Consider the following 17,536-nt stretch of genomic DNA (forward strand, 5'->3'; position numbering starts at 1 on the left):
AGTTTTGAACGAGATGTTTATCGTTCAGGCAAAACAACAAAACAGCGGTCATACTTGATGTATGGCCGCTGTTTTTTGTGAAGCATGGGCGGGAAACAGCCGTTCAAAACCCGACTTATCCCTAATTTGCGCGCCCTTTTGACAGGGCGTTCGTGTTATTCATATAGGCGCGCTCGTCAGCGTTTGGCGGCGGCATCGCAATCGCCGTACTCCGACTCTTCGGCGTCTTCAAGCTCGGGCTCGGAGGCGTCGAAAAGCTCGCCGAGCGCTTCGGCTCCGGCGTTGACGCGAGCTCTTTCGCGCGTCGCGGCGGAGACGAGCAGGATCGCCGCGAACGCCGCGCAGAGCAGGCGGCGGACGAGATTTTTCTTAACGCTCATATTTCCCCCTTGATTCTTTATCTTTCCGCCGGGAGTTTCCGGCGCAGTTTGTAAATACAACAAGAGTATACACTATGCCGGGAGGAATTGGAAGATGTTTATAACGCGTAAAAGCGCCGCTTCATTTATGCTTGAAAAAGTAAAAGCGATATGATATACTCAATTCAAATCACACGCGATCGATATTTGATTATTTCGGAGGGTGCGATGAGTAACTATTTGAGCAAAATAGGAAAGATTTTCTCCACAGAAGCAGGGCGTGGAGGCGGCATAAATATAAAGAAGATACGGCCGCGAATGCTGATTTATTCTCTCGCTTATACTTTTGAACTGATGCTTTATGCGGTCTGGGAGAGTTTTCTCGTTGTTGACGTTAAGGTGCTGGGACTGCCTGGCAAGACGGTGATATACGTCGGGCATATGATCGGCTCTCTGATCGTGATGCTGCTCTGGTCAGAGCGATTCAGACGGCTGATCCGCATATCAGTCGCCGTTATGGGAGTGGGCTTTGTCCCGTTCGTCCTTGTGCAGGACGGCACGCTTCGCCTTGCTTTCGGGATAATAGCTATGGCGGGGCTCGGCGGAGCGGTGACCTGCGCGAGATGCGGCTACGCTTTCGCGGCAAATAACGCGGAGCGTCTGACGGGGATATCGCTTATGACCGTAGCGGTCGCCGGCGTATACCTGCTTGACGCTTTCGACCTGCGCGGGCCGGCGGTGACCGTGATACTGCCGCTTCTGCTCGCCGCAGCGCTTTCGGTTTGTCTGCTGTGCTTCCGTGAGGAGGATCTCCACGCGAAAAAAGAATACAGCAAGAGCGACGCGCGCGGTCTGTATTGGGCGCTTGCGTTCATGATCGGATACTTCGGGATAGACGGCTATCTTTACCATATCTGCGATGAAACGGACCGGAAAGCGTACGTCGTTTTCATCGCCGGGATCGTCGCCGCCGCAGCGATACTCTTCATCGCGCTTGCCAAGCTCCGCCTGAACGTGTGGCATCTGTGGACGCTTTTCTTCGCGCTGGCGGTCACGGCGGGAACGCTTACGGTCATCTCTCCGCAGCTCGGCAGCGCGCTTCCGCATCATCTTTTCTGCGGGCTTTCTATACTCGGATGGCCGCTGAGTCTGTATATGCTCGCCTGCGCCCAGCGGCGCTACGCAAGCTATAAGCTGCTCAAACGCTGCACCGTGATATTTGTGATCCTTTCGCCGATAACCACAATCTCGGACGAGATAACGGCGGCGTATATACCGTCCGCGCTGCCGGTCGTGGCGCTCGTATATATCGTAGTGATGCTGTTTTTGTTCTTGCTGACGTTGCCGTTCAGTTATAAGGACTTGTTTTCATCCTCCTGGCTCGACGGACTGCGTATGGAGGATATGGCGCTCATCGGCGAAAAAGTCGAAGCGGCGGATCGCTTCAGCGGATACGGGCTGACGCCGCGCCAGAAGGAAGTGGCGACGCTGCTGCTGGCGGCGCGAACGCGCAGGCAGATATCCGGTGAGCTCGGGCTTTCCGAATCGACGGTGAAAACGCACACTTCGGAGCTTTACAAAAAGCTGGGGATAAACAGCCGCGTCGAGCTTTTCAAGCTCTTCGGCGTCGCTGAGGTCGACGCGGATAATGAATAAGCTCAATACATATCAGATCGACGCCGTCCGGCACACCGGATGGCGTCGATTTATTGCTTTTTCGAAAAAAACGGCTATCTCACCCAAATGTCCGAGTTCAAAACCGCCGTGCATAAATGTAAAATAAAGAATATCAAAACGAAAAGGAGAGAAACGTTATTATGAAAAAAGTTCTTGCTGTGCTCTTAATTGCTGTAATGGTATTCGGCCTGGCTGCGTGCGGAAGCGGCTCAAGCAGCGGCGAACCCGGAGGAAGCGGCGGGCAGCAGGGTGCAAGCGGCAACGGCGATACGTCCGGCGCCGTCGTGGGCGTTGAGAGCGATATTTATGCGCCGAACGTCGGCTCGCAGGCCGAAAAGTATTGGCGCGTCAAAGAGATCCAGGCGGTATACGAATTCGACTCCGACGGGAAATGCACCGTCAGAGATAACGTATACTATCTGAAGAGCGCGTCTGATTATGAAGACGTAAAGGCCGAGCTTGAAGGCGGCGGCTGGCAGGCGGTCTGGAGTTCGGATAAGACGAACTTCCGCATCGATCAGGGTTTCAAGGATTACACGAAGGTCGAAGACGCGATCGAGGAAATGGAAAAAGAATTCCGCGGTTACACCGTCAAATACAGCGGCGGCGGCACGAACTACGTAGCGCCGCCTACCGACGAACGCAAGACGGAGATAATGAAAGAGGTCTTCGGCTTCACGTTCGACGATATAGAAACTTCTTTCGGCAGCTACGAATACTCTTATACCAGGAAGAGAGACAAGGTGATGGTCACTTATATTTCCGACGCCACGGCGGACGATATAAACGCGTTGGCGAAGGCCGCTTTCGACGTCTGTCTGAAAGTTGCGGACGAAGGGAAGATATACGACTACCTTGGAAAATACGGACAGGTCATCACGGCGGCTCCGGAAACCGATAATATCTTTAACTCGTCGCGTTTCGATTATTTCAGAGGAGAAAAAGAGATCACGGTCGAGGCGCAGATACTGAACAGCGACGGTTATCAGAATACCCTGGCGCTTTTAGTGGCTGTTGTCGACTGACGCATCGGACAATCGGTGCGCGGGTATCGGATCTTTCAGTCGGTTTACGTAATATAAATCATATGATTTTCGGGCGCGGCTCTTGCAGTCGCGCCCGAGTCGTTCATATAGGCACGCTCGTCAGCGTTTGGCGGCGGCATCGCAATCGCCGTACTCCGACTCTTCGGCGTCTTCAAGCTCGGGCTCGGAGGCGTCGAAAAGCTCGCCGAGCGCTTCGGCTCCGGCGTTGACGCGGGCTCTTTCGCGCGCCGCGGCGGTCTTCGCCTCGGCGGCGGCGATCGCCTTCGCGCTTTCCGCGGCCTTCGCCCTCGCGGTGACGTTGAGAAGCATCTGCTCCATCTGCTCCATACACGTCCGCTGGTCGAAGGCGGCGCTTTCGCGCAGATAGCGCTCGCGCAGCGCGGCGCGTTCCTCGGGATGCTCGATGAAGTTGTCTATCTTTTTCGCCAGATCGGCGCTGTCGTTGACTTTGAACAGGCAGCGCCCGTCGAGCGCGAAGTTCTTTGTCGCGCATTTCGGCGAATCAGCGATGACGGGGACTAGTCCGCAGCATATCGCTTCGAGGCAGGCGATCGCTTCGATCTCTACCTCGGCGGGGTGGCAGTAGAGGTCGCAGGAGTTGATGAGCCGGACAAGCTCTTCGCGGGAGTAAAAGCCGATGACCGGCGCGTTGGGGAGGCGCTTTTCGCCCATGCGCATAACGCGCTTTTCGGTCGGCCCGTTGCCTGCGAAGAAGAGCTGTATGCGGTCGGCGTACTTCGATTTAGCGGCCGCTTTGAGCAGCACCTTATGCGACTTCTCCTTCGAGAACCTGCCCGTGAAAAGCACGCAGAACTTGTCGCGGTACTCCTCCGGCTTCTCCGCGGGAGCGGGCTTGAAGCAGTCGTTGACGCCGTTGGAGATGACTGCGCCGTTGGTCTTTCTGCCGATCTGCTTCTCGAAAACGTCGCGGATGAACTGCGTCGGGTAGTGTATGCAGTCGGCGCGCTTGTAGAGATTGCCGTAATACCAGCGGTAGATAATATTATTGATGACGCGCGAGCCCATCAGTCCGATGTGCGACGTGAAATTCTCCGCCTGCGCGTGGAAGCCCGCCGTGATCGGCTTGCCAGCGCGCTTGACGAACTTCGAGCATTTCCGCGCCATGAAGAGCGGTATCATAATGTGCACGACGTCGGCGTCTTTTATCGCTTCGCCGATTATGTCTTTGCTGAACTTGGGCATAACGACGCCGTTGCGTTTGAGCATCCGATTTATGATCGCGCCGAAGTTTTTTTGCGGCAGCACGTACCAGCCGTCCTGTCCGCGCTTGTCTTCGTCCGGACAGACGACCTTGACGTTGTGACCTTTTGCTTTAAGGTGGTTTATTAGGTTATAGGCGGCGACGGAGGTGCCGTTATTCGCTTCGCCCAGAACCTCGCAGATTATCGTAACGTTCATATGTCCTCTTTTCGCGGCCGGAATACCGGCGCGCCTTTAATTATACTATCGCGGTCTTGCCTCTGCGTTTTTTCGGCTTGACCTTCTTGACGATATCTACGACGTCGGAAAGCCCGCATTCGAGCACGACGCATATCTTGCCCAGCGTGGAGAGGTTGACCGCCTCGCCGCGCCCCATCTTCGCGATGACCGCGGGGCTGATGTGAGTCAGCTTCTGCAGGTCCTTCTTGCGAAGCTTGCGGTCTATGAGCAGCTTCCAGAGCTTGTCGTAGGAATATTCGCAGCCGTTTTCGGCAATTTCGTTTTTCGTGCGCATGCTTTTCACCTCACAAGGTATGAATTATAACACTTTTTTCCTATTTGTCAAATAAAGTATACGAAATAGAAGTTTTTGTTTCGTTATAATAACGCGCGGTTTGTGCGCTTGACAAGCCGAAGGGGCGCGTGATATAATCGCAAAGGATGATTTTTCGGCGTTTTTTGTAATACTTCGCCGATTGCCGAGTCTCTTATCCGGAGGGATGAGTTTATGAAAAAGATCGTTGTGATTATTCTCTGCGCGGCGCTGCTGCTCGCGCTCGCCGCCTGCGGCGGAAAGAACGTGAAGGACAAGGCCGAGGCGTTCACGATGTCGACGGAGGAGCTGACCGAAGCGCTCGAAGGAGTGAAGGAAGCGGACCTCGTCGCGTGGTGGGGCGAGCCGTCGAGCTTTTTCAGCGGGTTATACGGCAGCATCTGGACGATGGACGGCCGTTATATTGCCGTGTATTTCGATCGCGCGACAAAAACGGTCGAAAACGTCATCTGCGGCGAACTTGACGAAAACGGATATATCTCATAAACGCGGCGCAGGAAATCCGCCGTCCCTTAATTTAAGGGGCGGCGGATTATTATAGAGAAAGATTATTATAGAGAAAATATATTGACTTAAACGTTTTCCGGGGATATAATCGAACTATAAAAATGCATTAAAATCTTGCTTTTAGGGGAACGGACGAAGATATGGACTTTCTGAAGCAACTGATAACTTCCGAATATCTGATTAATTTCATGGTGTTTGCGGGAAGCGCGCTTATGGCGTATAATATCTTTCTTTACGTGCGCTTTGCGCGCAGGGTACGCAAGCGCGGGAATTGGGACAAGGAGCGCCGCGTGCTGAACCTCCCGATATTGCTGCTGGTGTTGTTTCTGGCGGGCTACCTCGCCGTCGGCATATTCGGCAAGCCGGATATAATAATATCGGCTATTCTCTTCGGCGGAAGCATTTTCGTTTTCGTTATGCTGTGGCTGATACAGCGAACGGTCAGCAGGGTGCAGGAAAACGAGCACCTTGAAGCGCAGCTTTCTGCGGCCGAGGAAGCGAACAGAGCGAAGACGTTTTTCCTTTCCAACATGACCCACGACCTGCGCACTCCGCTGAACGCGATAATCGGCTACACGACGCTCGCGAAAAAAGAGAAGTCGCCGGAAAAACAGCTTGAGTACGTCAATAAGATCGATACGGCGAGCCGTCAGCTCCTGGCTATCGTCAACGACGTTCTGGAAATGAGCCGCATCGAAAGCGGCAAGATAGAGCTCGAGCCGCTTCGCATAGACCTCGAAGAATGCGTTCGCGAGGCGGGCGAGGTGATCAAGCCGCAGCTGAACGAAAAGAAGATCACATTCATGCTGTCGAGCGACGTGAAGGATAAGTGGGTGCTATGCGATAAAAACCTGCTGACCAGAGTGCTTATGAATCTTTTGGGCAACGCCGGCAAGTTCACCGGTGAAAACGGCGTCGTCACGCTCGGCCTGAGGCAGATGTCGAGGGAAGGGGATACCGGCAATTATGAGATCCGCGTAAAAGATACGGGTATCGGCATGGATCCGGGCTTTGTCGAGAATTTGTTCTCGCCGTTCGAGCGCGAGCGGACTTCGACGGTCAGCAAGATCCAGGGCACCGGGCTCGGAATGTCGATAACCAAAAGTATCCTCGATATGATGGACGGCAGGATAGACGTCGTCACCGAAAAGGGCAAGGGCACCGAATTCATAATCAACATATCCCTCCCGTTAGAGAAGCCGGAGGAGACGAAGGTGAAGAGCGAAGCCGCGATCAGATTCGACGGACTCCGCGCACTGCTTGTCGAGGATAATGCGATAAATATGGAAATAGCGAATCTGCTGCTGACGCGAGCGGGCTTCGCGATCGACAAGGCGGAAAACGGTCAGATCGCGGTCGACAAGGTCGCCGGTTCAGAAGGCGGTTATTACGACGTGATTCTGATGGACGTTCAGATGCCTGTTATGGACGGCTATTCAGCCGCGCGCGCGATTCGTTCGCTTCCCGATCCGACGCTTTCGAGGATACCGATCATCGCAATGACCGCCAATGCCTTCCGCGAGGATATTGCGACGGCGGAGGAAGCGGGTATGAACGGTCATATCGCCAAGCCGCTGAACGTCGGGGATATGTTCTCCACGCTGAAGAGCGTTATGGATAAGAAAGAGCAGGGGCTTATCTGACCGCTGCCGACACAGGAATAACAAAAGGATCCGAACCGCGCGGGATTCGGATCCTTTGCATATACGCTTTTATTCTTCGTCTGCCGTTTGCGATTCTTCGTTTTTCTCTTCCGCTTCGGATCCGTCCGCGGCTTCGGGCTCGCCCTTTATCAGTGCGATCGCGGTTATGACCGCGACGACGACGTTCGCGACGGCGGCGATGTAATTCTTTATCATAATGCTGAAGGTGAGGTACATCAGCATGTTTATTATAAACGCGATCTTCAGCAGGCGAACGTTTTCCTTGAACTGAAACACGGCGATCGAGTATTCGAGGTTCGCGGCGATCGGCAGCCAGCCGAGCAGGCCGAGGTTGTTGAAAACGATCCCGAGCGCGACGCCGAGCAGGATGAGTATCCATTCGACTGCCTTGCTCTTTATCCGCTTCATCGCGGCGAAGTTGCGGAGTATCGCGACGCCGTTCTGCACGGTGCTGCTGTAGCCCTTCAGGATTATCGTGCCGACGCCGTAAAAGACCTGGCTCAGCGTCTGGAAGGCGAGCATGCGGTTGTGCTTCTTCTGCGTGCCGCTTATCGAATCCGTGACGGCGGCGCAAAGACTGCAAACGTTGCCGACTATAATATCGTTCATTCGCCGCTCCTCATCTGTTTCCCAGCTGCCAGTAGGCGATCGCGCTCGCGGCGGCAACGTTGAGCGAGTCGACGCCGTGGGACATCGGAATCTTCACTGTATAGTCGCAGGCGGCGACGGTAGCTTCGGCGAGCCCGTCGCCCTCTGTGCCGAGTATTATAGCGAGCTTTTCCTCCGCGGCGAGCGCGGGGGAGTCGATGGCGACGGAGTCGTTTTTCAGCGCCATCGCGACGGTCTTGAAGCCGTGTTCCTTCAGTATTTCGAGGCCGGGGTGCGGCCAGTCGGTCGTTTCTTCGCCGACGTGCGCCCACGGCGTCTGGAAAACGGTGCCCATGCTGACGCGGATGCAGCGGCGGTAAAGCGGATCGCAGCAGCCGGGAGTCAGCAGCACCGCGTCCATGCCGAGCGCCGCGGCAGAGCGGTATATCGCGCCGAGGTTCGTCGGGTTTACGACGTTTTCGAGAACGGTAACGCGGGTCGCGCCGCGCAGTACTTCTTCGGCGGACAGCTCCGGCTTGCGCCGCATGGCGCAGAGGACTCCGCGCGTCAGTTTGAAGCCGGTCAACTCGGAAAGCACCTCCATCGAGGAGGTGTAAAGCGGTATATCCCCACAGCGTTCGAGCACGTCGGCGGTCTTGGCGATCTGACTGCGTTCCATCAGCAGCGAAAGCGGCGTGAAGCCCGCGTCGAGCGCGCGGTGTATGACGTTCGGGCTCTCGGCGATGAATATGCCGCATTCGGGCTTGTTCTGATGGAAGAGCTCGCGCTCGGTCAGCTTCGCGTAGTCTTCAAGTCCCGGCGCGGAGAGGTCTGTAACTTCGATTATGTTCGGCATAGTGTCGGTTCTTTCTGTATGTTTTTGCGCAGTATAAGCACAAGCATATTTTAACAACCGGATCAGTGTTTGTCAATAATAAGCACAAAGCGGGCAGCGACTCGTTATAATTACCGGTATCGGCGAAAAAGCGGGCTGACGGTGTCAGTCCGCTTTTTGATGCGGCGATTGCATTTGTATCATAACTAAAGTTTGAAGAAATCCGATAATCTATTATTTGAATTGTTCGGAAAAACTTTGTTCAAAACGGTTTTTTCTTGTGTCCGCGGGTATTTTTGTCGGATATCTGCCGTCGAAGCACGCGCTGCAGTAACCGGAGTTACCGGCCAGCTCGCAAAGGCACCCGACGGGCAGGTAGCCGAGGGAGTCGGCGCCGATTATCTCCGCGATCTCGGGGATCGAATGGTGACACGCGATCAGGTTTTCACGCGAGTCTATATCCGTTCCGTAGAAGCACGGGAAGCGGAACGGCGGCGCGGAAACGCGCATATGTATCTCCTTCGCACCCGCGCTTCTGAGCAGAGAAACGATGCGCGCGCAGGTCGTTCCGCGGACGATCGAGTCGTCGATAAGCACGATACGCTTGCCGCTCACGACTTCTCTTACCGCCGAAAGCTTTAAGCTCACCATATCGCCCCTGCCCTTCGGCGCGATGAAGGTCCTGCCGACGTATTTATTCTTGACGAGCCCGGTATCGTAGGGTATGCCGGATTCGCGGCTGTAACCGAGGGCGGCGTCGATACCGGAGTCCGGCACGCCGATAACGAGATCGGCGTTGACCCGGTGCGTCCGCGCGAGCACCCTGCCGGCGTTTATCCGCGCCGCGGACACCGACCGCCCGTCGACGACGGAATCGGGACGCGCAAAGTAGATATACTCAAAAACGCAGAGCTTCTTCTCCGCTTTTCCGCAGTGCTCGCGGCGGGATTCAATACCGTCTTTGCCGAAAACGAGTATCTCGCCCGGCTCGATATCCCGCACGAACTCCGCGCCGACCGCGGTCAGCGCACAGCTTTCGGAGGCGGCGACGTACGTTCCGTCTTCGGTTTTTCCGTAGCAGAGCGGGCGGAAGCCGTGCGGATCTCTGGCGCAGACGAGCTTTTGCGGAGACATTATCACGAGCGAGTACGCGCCCTGCAGAATATCCATCGCGCGGCTGACCGCTTCTTCCGTCGACGGCGCGGCGAGGCGCTCCCTCGTGATTATATACGCGATCGTTTCGGTGTCGCTCGTGGTATGGAATATCGCGCCGGAACGCTCCAGCGCGGAGCGCAGCTCCGCGGCGTTGGAGAGGTTGCCGTTATGCGCGATCGCCATACAGCCCTTGCGGTGGTTGACTTCTATCGGCTGGCAGTTGCGGCGGTCGGTTCCGCCGGTGGTACCGTAGCGCACGTGCGCGACCGCGATCGTCCCCTTCGGGAACGACGCAAGCGTTTCCGGAGTGAAGACGTCGCCGACGACGCCGAGATCCTTGCGCGACGTAAACACGCCGCCGTCGCCGACGACAATGCCGCAGCTTTCCTGACCTCTGTGCTGCAGGGCGTAAAGCCCGTAGTAGCAGAGGCCCGCCGCGTCCGTCGGCGTTTCCGACATCATGCCGAAGACGCCGCATTCTTCGCGTATACCCATTATTCGCCCTTTCCTGAATGCCTGAACGCCGCGCCGATGAAGCCGAGGAAGAGCGGGTGCGGCTTATTCGGGCGGGATTTGAACTCCGGGTGGTACTGAACGCCGACGTAGAACGGGCGTTCGGTAAGCTCGACCGTTTCGACGAGAAGTCCGTCCGGCGACGTGCCGCTGAGCGTCAGCCCGCATTCGCTCAAAACGCCGCGGTAGTCGTTGTTGAACTCGTAGCGGTGGCGGTGGCGTTCGCTGATGCGCGGCGTTCCGTAGCAGCGTTCCATGGTCGTGCCCGGGGCAATATCGCACGGGTACGCGCCGAGCCGGAGCGTGCCGCCCTTGTCGACCTCGTCGCTCTGGCCGGGCATGAAGTCGATTACCTTATGGGCGCAGTTCTCGTCGAACTCGCCGGAGTTCGCGTCCGCGATGCCGGCGACGTTTCTGGCGTATTCGATGACCGCGATCTGCATACCGAGGCAGATGCCGAAATAAGGCAGCCGCTTCTCGCGCGCGTACTCCGCGGCGGTTATCATTCCTTCGACGCCGCGGCCGCCGAAGCCGCCGGGCACGATTATTCCGTCGAGGCCGGCGAAGGTCTCTTCCGCGTTCTCCTCGGTGACGGCTTCGGAATCTATCCAGTGTATCTTTATGTGAGTGTTGTAGTAGTAGCCCGCGTGGCGCATCGCCTCGGCGACGGAAAGATACGCGTCGTGAAGCGCGACGTATTTGCCGACCAGCCCGATATGCACCGTGTAGGGCCTCGCCTTTATCCGCGCCACCATCGCCGACCAGTCGGCAAGATCGGGTTCGCCCGCGTTCAGCCCGAGTTCGCGGCAGACGACCGCGGAGAAGCCCGACTTCTCAAGCATCAGCGGCGCTTCGTAAAGATTCGGCAGCGTGATGTTCTCTATAACGCAGTCCTTCTTGACGTTGCAGAAGAGCGATATCTTGTCGAATATGCTCTCTTCGAGCGGCTCATCGCAGCGCAGGATGATTATGTTCGGATTGACGCCCATCCCCTGCAGCTCCTTGACGGAGTGCTGGGTCGGCTTCGTCTTGTGCTCCTCCGAGCCGTGCAGGTACGGAACGAGCGTGACGTGTATGAAAAGACTGTTTTCGCGCCCGACCTCGAGCGAAATCTGCCTCGCCGCCTCGATGAACGGCTGGGATTCGATATCTCCGATCGTGCCGCCTATCTCGGTGATGACGACGTCGGCGTCGGAGTGCTTGCCGACGTTGTAGACGAACTCCTTTATCTCGTTGGTGATATGCGGGATGACCTGAACGGTCGAGCCGAGGTATTCGCCGCGGCGCTCCTTGTTCAGCACATTCCAGTAGACCTTGCCGGTGGTAAGGTTGGAATACTTGTTAAGATCCTCGTCTATGAAGCGCTCGTAATGACCGAGGTCGAGGTCGGTCTCCGCGCCGTCGTCGGTGACGTAGACCTCGCCGTGCTGATACGGGCTCATCGTGCCCGGATCGACGTTGATGTACGGATCGAGCTTCTGCGCCGCGACCTTCAGCCCGCGCGCTTTCAGCAGTCTGCCGAGCGAAGCGGCGGTAATTCCCTTGCCGAGTCCGGAAACGACTCCGCCCGTTACGAAAATATACTTTGTCATACCGATTCCTCCCTGTTCAGGTCTTCTCACGCCTATTCCCATTCCACCGTCGCCGGCGGCTTTGAAGTTATATCGTAGACCACGCGGTTTATCGTTCCGACCTCGTTGGTTATGCGGCGGGAGGCGGCTTCGAGAACGCCGTAAGGCACCCTCGCCCAGTCGGCGGTCATAAAGTCGTCCGTGGTAACGGCGCGGAGCGCGACGGTATGGTCGTAGGTGCGCGCGTCGCCCATAACGCCGACGCTCTGCGTATCGGTCAGCACGGCGAAATACTGGCTCGCCTTCACGCCCGCCGCCTCGAGCTCTTCTCTGAATATCGCGTCGGCGGCGCGGAGGGTATCCGCCTTCTCCTTCGTGATATCGCCGATGATGCGCACCGCGAGCCCGGGGCCGGGGAACGGCTGGCGCATTACCAGCTTTTCGGGTATGCCGAGTTTCAGCCCGACCTCCCGCACCTCGTCTTTGAAAAGTTCATTCAGCGGCTCGACTATGCCCTCGAAGTCCATCACCGACGGCAGGCCGCCGACGTTGTGGTGGCTCTTTATCGCGGACGCGTCGCCCTTGCCGCTCTCGACTATATCGGGATAGATGGTGCCCTGAACGAGATAATCCGTTTTGCCGAGCGCTCTGCTCTCGTCCTCAAAGACGCGTATGAACTCCTCTCCGATTATCCTGCGCTTCTTTTCCGGTTCGCGCACGCCCTTGAGTTTGGCGAGGAATCTCTCTTCCGCGTTCACGCGCACGAGCTTCATATTGAACCGCTCTCTGAAAACGCGCTCGACGTCGTCGCCTTCGTCCTTGCGCAGCAGCCCGTGGTCGACGAAAACGCAGGTCAGCGCGTCCCCGACGGCGCGGTGCATCAGCACCGCAGCGACGGAGGAATCCACCCCGCCGGAAAGCGCGCATAAGACCTTTTTCCCTTTCAGCTCTTTCCTGTATTTCTCTACCGTCTTCTCGATGAAATCGTCCATCTTCCAGTCGCCCGCGCAGCCGCAGACGCCGAAGAGGAAATTGCGCAGTATCAGCTTTCCGTATTCCGTGTGCGTCACCTCGGGGTGAAACTGCACGCCGTATATGCGGCGGCTTTCGTCAGCCATCGCCGCGCAAGGGCAGCCGTCCGTTTTCGCGGTCACCTCAAAGCCCGCGGGCGCCTTCGAAACGTAATCGGTGTGGCTCATCCAGCAGACGCTCTTCCCGGGAACGCCCTCGAAAAGCGGGCTCGCGCCGAAGCGCACCTCCGTCTTGCCGTATTCGCTCGCGCTCCGCGCGGACTCGACGGTTCCGCCCGCCATATACGCGATGAGCTGGTGGCCGTAGCAGATGCCGAGCACGGGAACGCCGAGCGACAGTATATCCCCGTCGTAACGCGGAGCGCCTTCGCCGCAGACGCTGTTCGGCCCGCCGGTGAATATCACTCCCTTGTATCCCGCCTCTTTGATCTCCTCAAGAGTTATTTTGTTATATGGTCTGATCTCGGCGAAGACGCCGTTTTCGCGCACACGGCGCGCTATCAGCAGGTCGTACTGACCGCCGAAATCGAGAACGAGGATCTTTTCCATTGGCGCAAAATCTCCTAACGGGTTTGTTTTATTTTCCGCTTTCGCCGTAGTTTGAAAGCACGCGCGCGGAGGGATCGTCGACGTCGCAGCCCTCCCACGATTTGTTGGGCATCCAGAAACCGGCTATCATCTCCGACTGCCCGGGGTAATACTTCTCGAATATCTCGCGGTAGAGCAGAGACTCCTTCGTGAAGGGGCGTGCGTGGCCGTACTTAACGCGCCTGCTCTCGAACTCCGCGTCGGTGTATACGCTCTCCGCGTACTCCTTCAGGTAGTCGACCATCGAATGCCCGACCGCGTCGGAGAACGCCGCCTTTTCGCGCCAGAGGATGCCGTCCGGCAGATAGCCGAAGCCCTCGAAGGCGTGACGGAGCAGGTATTTCCCCTTGCCGTATACGTTCATTTTTATCCCGGGGTCGAGCTCCATGACGTACTTGACGAAATCGAGGTCGCCGAAGGGTACGCGCGCTTCGAGCGAGTTGACGGAGATGCAGCGGTCGGCGCGGAGCACGTCGTACATGTGCAGCTCGCGCACGCGCTTCTCCGCTTCCCGCTGGAACTCCGCGGCGTTCGGCGCGAAATCGGTGTATTTATACCCGAAAAGCTCGTCCGATATTTCGCCGGTCAGAAGCACGCGGATATCAGTCTTCTCGTGTATCGCCTTGCATACGAGGTACATTCCCATACTTGCGCGGACGGTGGTTATGTCGTAGGTGCCGAGCAGGCGGACGACGTCCTCGAGCGAGGCGACGACCTCCTCCGGAGTCATATAGACCTCCGTGTGCTCCGCGCCGATGTAGTCGGCGGCCTGACGGGCGTATTTCAGGTCGATCGCGTCCCCGCTCATGCCGATGGCGAAGGTGCGGATCGGCTTTTCGCTCTTCTTCGCCGCGATAGCGCAGACGAGTGAGGAATCGAGCCCGCCCGAAAGCAGGAAGCCGACCTTCGCGTCGGCGACGAGACGCTTCTCGACGCCGGCGACGAGCTTTTCGCGGATGTTGCGGCAGGCGGTCTCGAGCCCGTCTTCGCAGACGGCGTCCACCTTCGCGATATCGCGGTAGCAGACGAATTCGCCGTCTTTGTAATAGTGCCCCGGAGGGAACGGCATTATCTTATCCGCGAGGCCGACGAGGTTTTTCGCCTCGCTCGCGAACATAATTACGCCGTTTTTGTCGCGGCCGTAATACAGCGGGCGTATGCCTATTGGATCGCGCGCGGCGATATATTCGTCCGTCCTGCCGTCGTAGATAACGCAGGCGAACTCCGCGTCGAGCATCCCGAACATATCCGTTCCGTACTCGAAGTACATAGGGAGCAGTATCTCGCAATCGCTGCCGCTCTTAAACGTATAGCCCTTTTCAATAAGGCGGGCGCGCTCCGCTTCAAAGCCGTAAAGCTCTCCGTTGCACACGGCGCAGCAGCCGTTCAGCGTGAACGGCTGCATGCCGGAGGGCGTGAGCCCCATTATGGACAGTCTGTGAAAAGCGAGCAGACCTTCGCCCGTATTTGTCACGCGGCTCTCGTCAGGCCCGCGCGAAACCGTGCGCGAGAAGCCCTCGATGAACGCGCCGACGTCGGCGACGGGTCCGCAGTAACCGAAAATCGAACACATATCGCTTTACCTACTCCACGTCCTGAAGGGCGTCGTAGCCCTCCTCGCCCGTACGAACCTTTACGACGTTCTCGACGTCGTAGACGAATATCTTGCCGTCGCCGATGTGGCCGGTGTAAAGCACCTTTTTCGCCGTTTCTATGACCATACGCACCGGCACTTTGCTGACGACTATATCGACCTGTATCTTCGGCAGAAGGTTGGCTTCGACAGGGACGCCGCGGTAGTATTCCGGCTGCCCCTTCTGGACGCCGCAACCGAGGACGTGGGAAACCGTCATGCCGGTTATGCCTATCTCCATCATCGCGTTTTTAAGCGCCTCGAACCGCGGCTCCTTGCAGACGATCTCGACCTTCGTGAACTTCGGGCCCTCGCTTGCGACCGCGGGCACCTTCCTGACCGGCACCGCTTCCGCGACCGGCGTTTCGCCGCTCACGGCGACGGCGCCTTCAAAGCCGTAATCCAGACTCTCGACCGCGGGCACGAAGTCGGCGTACGCGCTCGGCAGGCCGTGCTCGGTCTTGTCGAGCCCCTTCATCTCCTCTTCCGCGGAGACGCGCAGACCGACGGTCTTTTTCAGCGCGAAGAAGGTCGCGGTCATCATGGCGGCGGTCCACGCGAGGATGGCGGTTATGCCGACGCACTGCACGCCGAGAAGTCTGAAGCTGCCGGTATAGAACAGCCCTTCCAGCCCGGCGGGCGCGGAGGGATTAGCGAGCAGGCCGACGGCTATCGTGCCCCATACGCCGTTCGCGAGATGCACGCCGACCGCGCCGACGGGGTCGTCGATATGCAGCTTTATGTCGAGGAACTCGACGACGAAGACGACGAGGAATCCCGAAACGATGCCGACGACGACCGAGCCGAAAGCGTCGAGCGCGTCGCAGCCGGCGGTTATTCCAACGAGGCCGGCGAGGGACGCGTTGATGCACATGGAAACGTCCGGCTTGCCGTTTTTCAGCCATGTGAATATCATCGTTACGCAGGTCGCGACCGCGGGCGCTATCGTGGTAGTGACGAAGATGGAGGCGAGGGATTCGTTATCCCACGCCGCCGCGCCGTTGAAGCCGTACCAGCCGAACCAGAGAATGAAGCAGCCGAGCGCGCCGAGCGTTATCGAGTGGCCGGGGATGGCGTTGACCTTGCCGACCTTTCCCGCCTTGTCTTTGATATACTTGCCGAGGCGCGGGCCGACCATTATCGCGCCGATGAGCGCGGTTATGCCGCCGACGGAGTGGATCGCCGCCGAGCCGGCGAAATCGTGGAAGCCGAGCTTCGCGAGCCAGCCGCTGCCGTTCCATACCCAGCCCGCTTCTACGGGATAAACGAAAAGCGAGATGACGCCGGAGTAGATGCAGTAGGAAAGGAACTTCGTCCTTTCCGCCATCGCGCCGGAAACTATCGTCGCCGCGGTCGCGCAGAAGACGAGGTTGAAGACGAAGACCGGCGCGTTGCCGCCTTTCAGAAATCCGCCGAAATCGGTCAGTATGTCCAGATTCGGCACTCCGATAAAGCCCAGCACGTAGTCCTCCGCCATCATAAGCGAGAAGCCGAGGAGCACGAACACTACCGTGCCGATGCAGAAATCCATCAGGTTCTTCATTATGATATTGCCGGCGTTCTTCGCGCGGGTAAAGCCGGTTTCGACCATCGCGAAGCCCGCCTGCATAAAGAACACGAGCGCCGCGCCGATGAGGAACCACACGCCGAACACTTCGCCGGACGCGGTATCCCGTATCAATTTCGTTACTTCTTCAGTCAACATGGGTATCACCTCTGTGAGTTATATGAATGCGGTTTATCTTACGCTGAACAGTATGTCGGCGTAGGTCGGGAACGGCCAGTAGGATCTCGCGGTCAGCGTTTCCGCTTCGTCGCAGGCGACGCGCAGCTCGCACATCTTCGGCAGCACGCTGTCGCGGATCATCGCGGATTCGGCTATTACGCCGTCCGCGTCGCGCAGGGAGATCTCCGCGCTCTGCAGCTCGTCGACCTTCTCCGCGATCCTGTCGGTAAGCTCGGAGAGCTTTCTGACTATTCCGGTTTCGTAAGCGCACGGGACGGAGGAGTCGAGCGCCTTCTTCGCCGCGGCGTTTTTCGCGATATCGGCGGCGTATTTTTCCACCGCCGGAGCGATGAGCGTTTTCGCCATATCCGCCATGGTGTTCGCCTCGATGGTGACCGTCTTGCAGTAGTTCTCGAGCATTATGTCGCAGCGGGATTTCAGCTCCTCGACGGTGAAGACCTTGTGCGAAGTGAGCATATCCACGTTCTTCTTATCGAGCAGATGCGGCATGCAGTCGGCGGTCGTGCGGTAGTTGAGCAGTCCGCGCACCTCGGTGGCTTCCTTTATCCAGGAATCGTCGTAGCCGTTGCCGTTGAAGATGATGCGCTTGTGATCCTTGATGGTATTCTTGATCATATCGTGCAGCGCGGTCTCGAAATCGTCGGCGCCCTCGAGGCGGTCGGCGTATATCTTCAAGCTCTCCGCCACCGCGGCGTTCAGCATGATGTTGGCGCAGGCGATGCTGTTGGAGGAGCCGAGCATGCGGAACTCGAACTTGTTGCCGGTGAAGGCGAAGGGGGACGTGCGGTTGCGGTCGGTGGTGTCGCGGTTGAACCTCGGCAGCACGCTGACGCCGAGCTTCATCTGCG

15 protein-coding genes are annotated in these 17,536 nt (G+C 57.7%); 4 read left to right on the plus strand and 11 right to left on the minus strand.

The window, feature by feature from the left end:
• Positions 1 to 176: 176 nt before the first annotated feature.
• A complete protein-coding gene (locus IJL83_04065; GenBank protein MBQ6552772.1) occupies positions 177 to 380 on the minus strand; it encodes a hypothetical protein in 204 nt (67 codons plus the stop codon).
• 297 nt (positions 381 to 677) lie between these two features.
• On the opposite strand from IJL83_04065, the gene IJL83_04070 reads away from it, so the two are divergent.
• A complete protein-coding gene (locus tag IJL83_04070; protein ID MBQ6552773.1) occupies positions 678 to 2,015 on the plus strand; it encodes a helix-turn-helix transcriptional regulator in 1,338 nt (445 codons plus the stop codon).
• Between the two features lie 161 nt (positions 2,016 to 2,176).
• Positions 2,177 to 3,061 (plus strand): hypothetical protein, encoded by an 885-nt coding sequence (locus IJL83_04075; GenBank protein MBQ6552774.1) that lies wholly within the window; start codon positions 2,177 to 2,179, stop codon positions 3,059 to 3,061.
• 120 nt (positions 3,062 to 3,181) lie between these two features.
• On the opposite strand, the gene IJL83_04080 is transcribed toward IJL83_04075, so the two are convergent.
• On the minus strand, positions 3,182 to 4,501 hold the full coding sequence (locus IJL83_04080) for a glycosyltransferase (GenBank protein ID MBQ6552775.1): 1,320 nt from the start codon (positions 4,499 to 4,501) through the stop codon (positions 3,182 to 3,184).
• 40 nt (positions 4,502 to 4,541) lie between these two features.
• Positions 4,542 to 4,817 (minus strand): helix-turn-helix transcriptional regulator, encoded by a 276-nt coding sequence (locus IJL83_04085; protein ID MBQ6552776.1) that lies wholly within the window; start codon positions 4,815 to 4,817, stop codon positions 4,542 to 4,544.
• Between the two features lie 213 nt (positions 4,818 to 5,030).
• Here IJL83_04085 and IJL83_04090 point away from each other — a divergent pair, with 213 nt between their 5' ends.
• Both IJL83_04090 and IJL83_04095 read left to right on the plus strand, forming a co-directional pair.
• Positions 5,031 to 5,342, plus strand: a complete 312-nt coding sequence (locus IJL83_04090) for a hypothetical protein (protein MBQ6552777.1) — start codon at positions 5,031 to 5,033, stop codon at positions 5,340 to 5,342.
• A gap of 161 nt (positions 5,343 to 5,503) precedes the next feature.
• Positions 5,504 to 7,006: a response regulator gene (locus IJL83_04095; GenBank protein MBQ6552778.1), complete on the plus strand. Its 1,503-nt coding sequence runs from the start codon at positions 5,504 to 5,506 to the stop codon at positions 7,004 to 7,006.
• Between the two features lie 69 nt (positions 7,007 to 7,075).
• On the opposite strand, the gene IJL83_04100 is transcribed toward IJL83_04095, so the two are convergent.
• From IJL83_04100 to IJL83_04135, 8 genes are all read right to left on the minus strand, one after another.
• Positions 7,076 to 7,636 (minus strand): YgjV family protein, encoded by a 561-nt coding sequence (locus tag IJL83_04100; GenBank protein ID MBQ6552779.1) that lies wholly within the window; start codon positions 7,634 to 7,636, stop codon positions 7,076 to 7,078.
• Between the two features lie 10 nt (positions 7,637 to 7,646).
• Entirely contained in the window at positions 7,647 to 8,471 is an 825-nt protein-coding gene (locus tag IJL83_04105; GenBank protein MBQ6552780.1) for an RNA methyltransferase, read from the minus strand.
• A 213-nt stretch (positions 8,472 to 8,684) separates the two neighbouring features.
• Positions 8,685 to 10,100, minus strand: coding sequence for an amidophosphoribosyltransferase (locus IJL83_04110; protein MBQ6552781.1), 1,416 nt, complete (start codon positions 10,098 to 10,100; stop codon positions 8,685 to 8,687).
• A complete protein-coding gene (locus IJL83_04115; GenBank protein ID MBQ6552782.1) occupies positions 10,100 to 11,710 on the minus strand; it encodes a CTP synthase in 1,611 nt (536 codons plus the stop codon). The genes IJL83_04110 and IJL83_04115 overlap by 1 nt, the downstream gene beginning before the upstream one ends.
• A gap of 32 nt (positions 11,711 to 11,742) precedes the next feature.
• Entirely contained in the window at positions 11,743 to 13,269 is a 1,527-nt protein-coding gene (gene guaA / locus IJL83_04120) for a glutamine-hydrolyzing GMP synthase (GenBank protein MBQ6552783.1), read from the minus strand.
• A gap of 28 nt (positions 13,270 to 13,297) precedes the next feature.
• Positions 13,298 to 14,881, minus strand: coding sequence for an asparagine synthase B (asnB, locus tag IJL83_04125; protein MBQ6552784.1), 1,584 nt, complete (start codon positions 14,879 to 14,881; stop codon positions 13,298 to 13,300).
• Positions 14,882 to 14,891: 10 nt separating this feature from the next.
• Complete coding sequence (amt, locus tag IJL83_04130; protein ID MBQ6552785.1) at positions 14,892 to 16,646, minus strand: ammonium transporter; 1,755 nt, start codon at positions 16,644 to 16,646, stop codon at positions 14,892 to 14,894.
• A 33-nt stretch (positions 16,647 to 16,679) separates the two neighbouring features.
• A partial coding sequence (locus IJL83_04135; protein MBQ6552786.1) for a glutamine synthetase type III occupies positions 16,680 to 17,536 on the minus strand: 857 nt, incomplete at its 5' end.

The sequence above is a fragment of the Clostridia bacterium genome (genome assembly GCA_017438525.1).
Taxonomy (GTDB): domain Bacteria; phylum Bacillota; class Clostridia; order Oscillospirales; family RGIG8002; genus RGIG8002.

Bases quoted from the DNA above. Each gene is read 5' to 3' on its own strand.
- IJL83_04065 (MBQ6552772.1), bottom strand. From the start codon at position 380: ATGAGCGTTAAGAAAAATCTCGTCCGCCGCCTGCTCTGCGCGGCGTTC.
- IJL83_04070 (MBQ6552773.1), top strand. From the start codon at position 678: ATGCTGATTTATTCTCTCGCTTATACTTTTGAACTGATGCTTTATGCG.
- IJL83_04075 (MBQ6552774.1), top strand. From the start codon at position 2,177: ATGAAAAAAGTTCTTGCTGTGCTCTTAATTGCTGTAATGGTATTCGGC.
- IJL83_04080 (MBQ6552775.1), bottom strand. From the start codon at position 4,501: ATGAACGTTACGATAATCTGCGAGGTTCTGGGCGAAGCGAATAACGGC.
- IJL83_04085 (MBQ6552776.1), bottom strand. From the start codon at position 4,817: ATGCGCACGAAAAACGAAATTGCCGAAAACGGCTGCGAATATTCCTAC.
- IJL83_04090 (MBQ6552777.1), top strand. From the start codon at position 5,031: ATGAAAAAGATCGTTGTGATTATTCTCTGCGCGGCGCTGCTGCTCGCG.
- IJL83_04095 (MBQ6552778.1), top strand. From the start codon at position 5,504: ATGGACTTTCTGAAGCAACTGATAACTTCCGAATATCTGATTAATTTC.
- IJL83_04100 (MBQ6552779.1), bottom strand. From the start codon at position 7,636: ATGAACGATATTATAGTCGGCAACGTTTGCAGTCTTTGCGCCGCCGTC.
- IJL83_04105 (MBQ6552780.1), bottom strand. From the start codon at position 8,471: ATGCCGAACATAATCGAAGTTACAGACCTCTCCGCGCCGGGACTTGAA.
- IJL83_04110 (MBQ6552781.1), bottom strand. From the start codon at position 10,100: ATGGGTATACGCGAAGAATGCGGCGTCTTCGGCATGATGTCGGAAACG.
- IJL83_04115 (MBQ6552782.1), bottom strand. From the start codon at position 11,710: ATGACAAAGTATATTTTCGTAACGGGCGGAGTCGTTTCCGGACTCGGC.
- guaA (MBQ6552783.1), bottom strand. From the start codon at position 13,269: ATGGAAAAGATCCTCGTTCTCGATTTCGGCGGTCAGTACGACCTGCTG.
- asnB (MBQ6552784.1), bottom strand. From the start codon at position 14,881: ATGTGTTCGATTTTCGGTTACTGCGGACCCGTCGCCGACGTCGGCGCG.
- amt (MBQ6552785.1), bottom strand. From the start codon at position 16,646: ATGTTGACTGAAGAAGTAACGAAATTGATACGGGATACCGCGTCCGGC.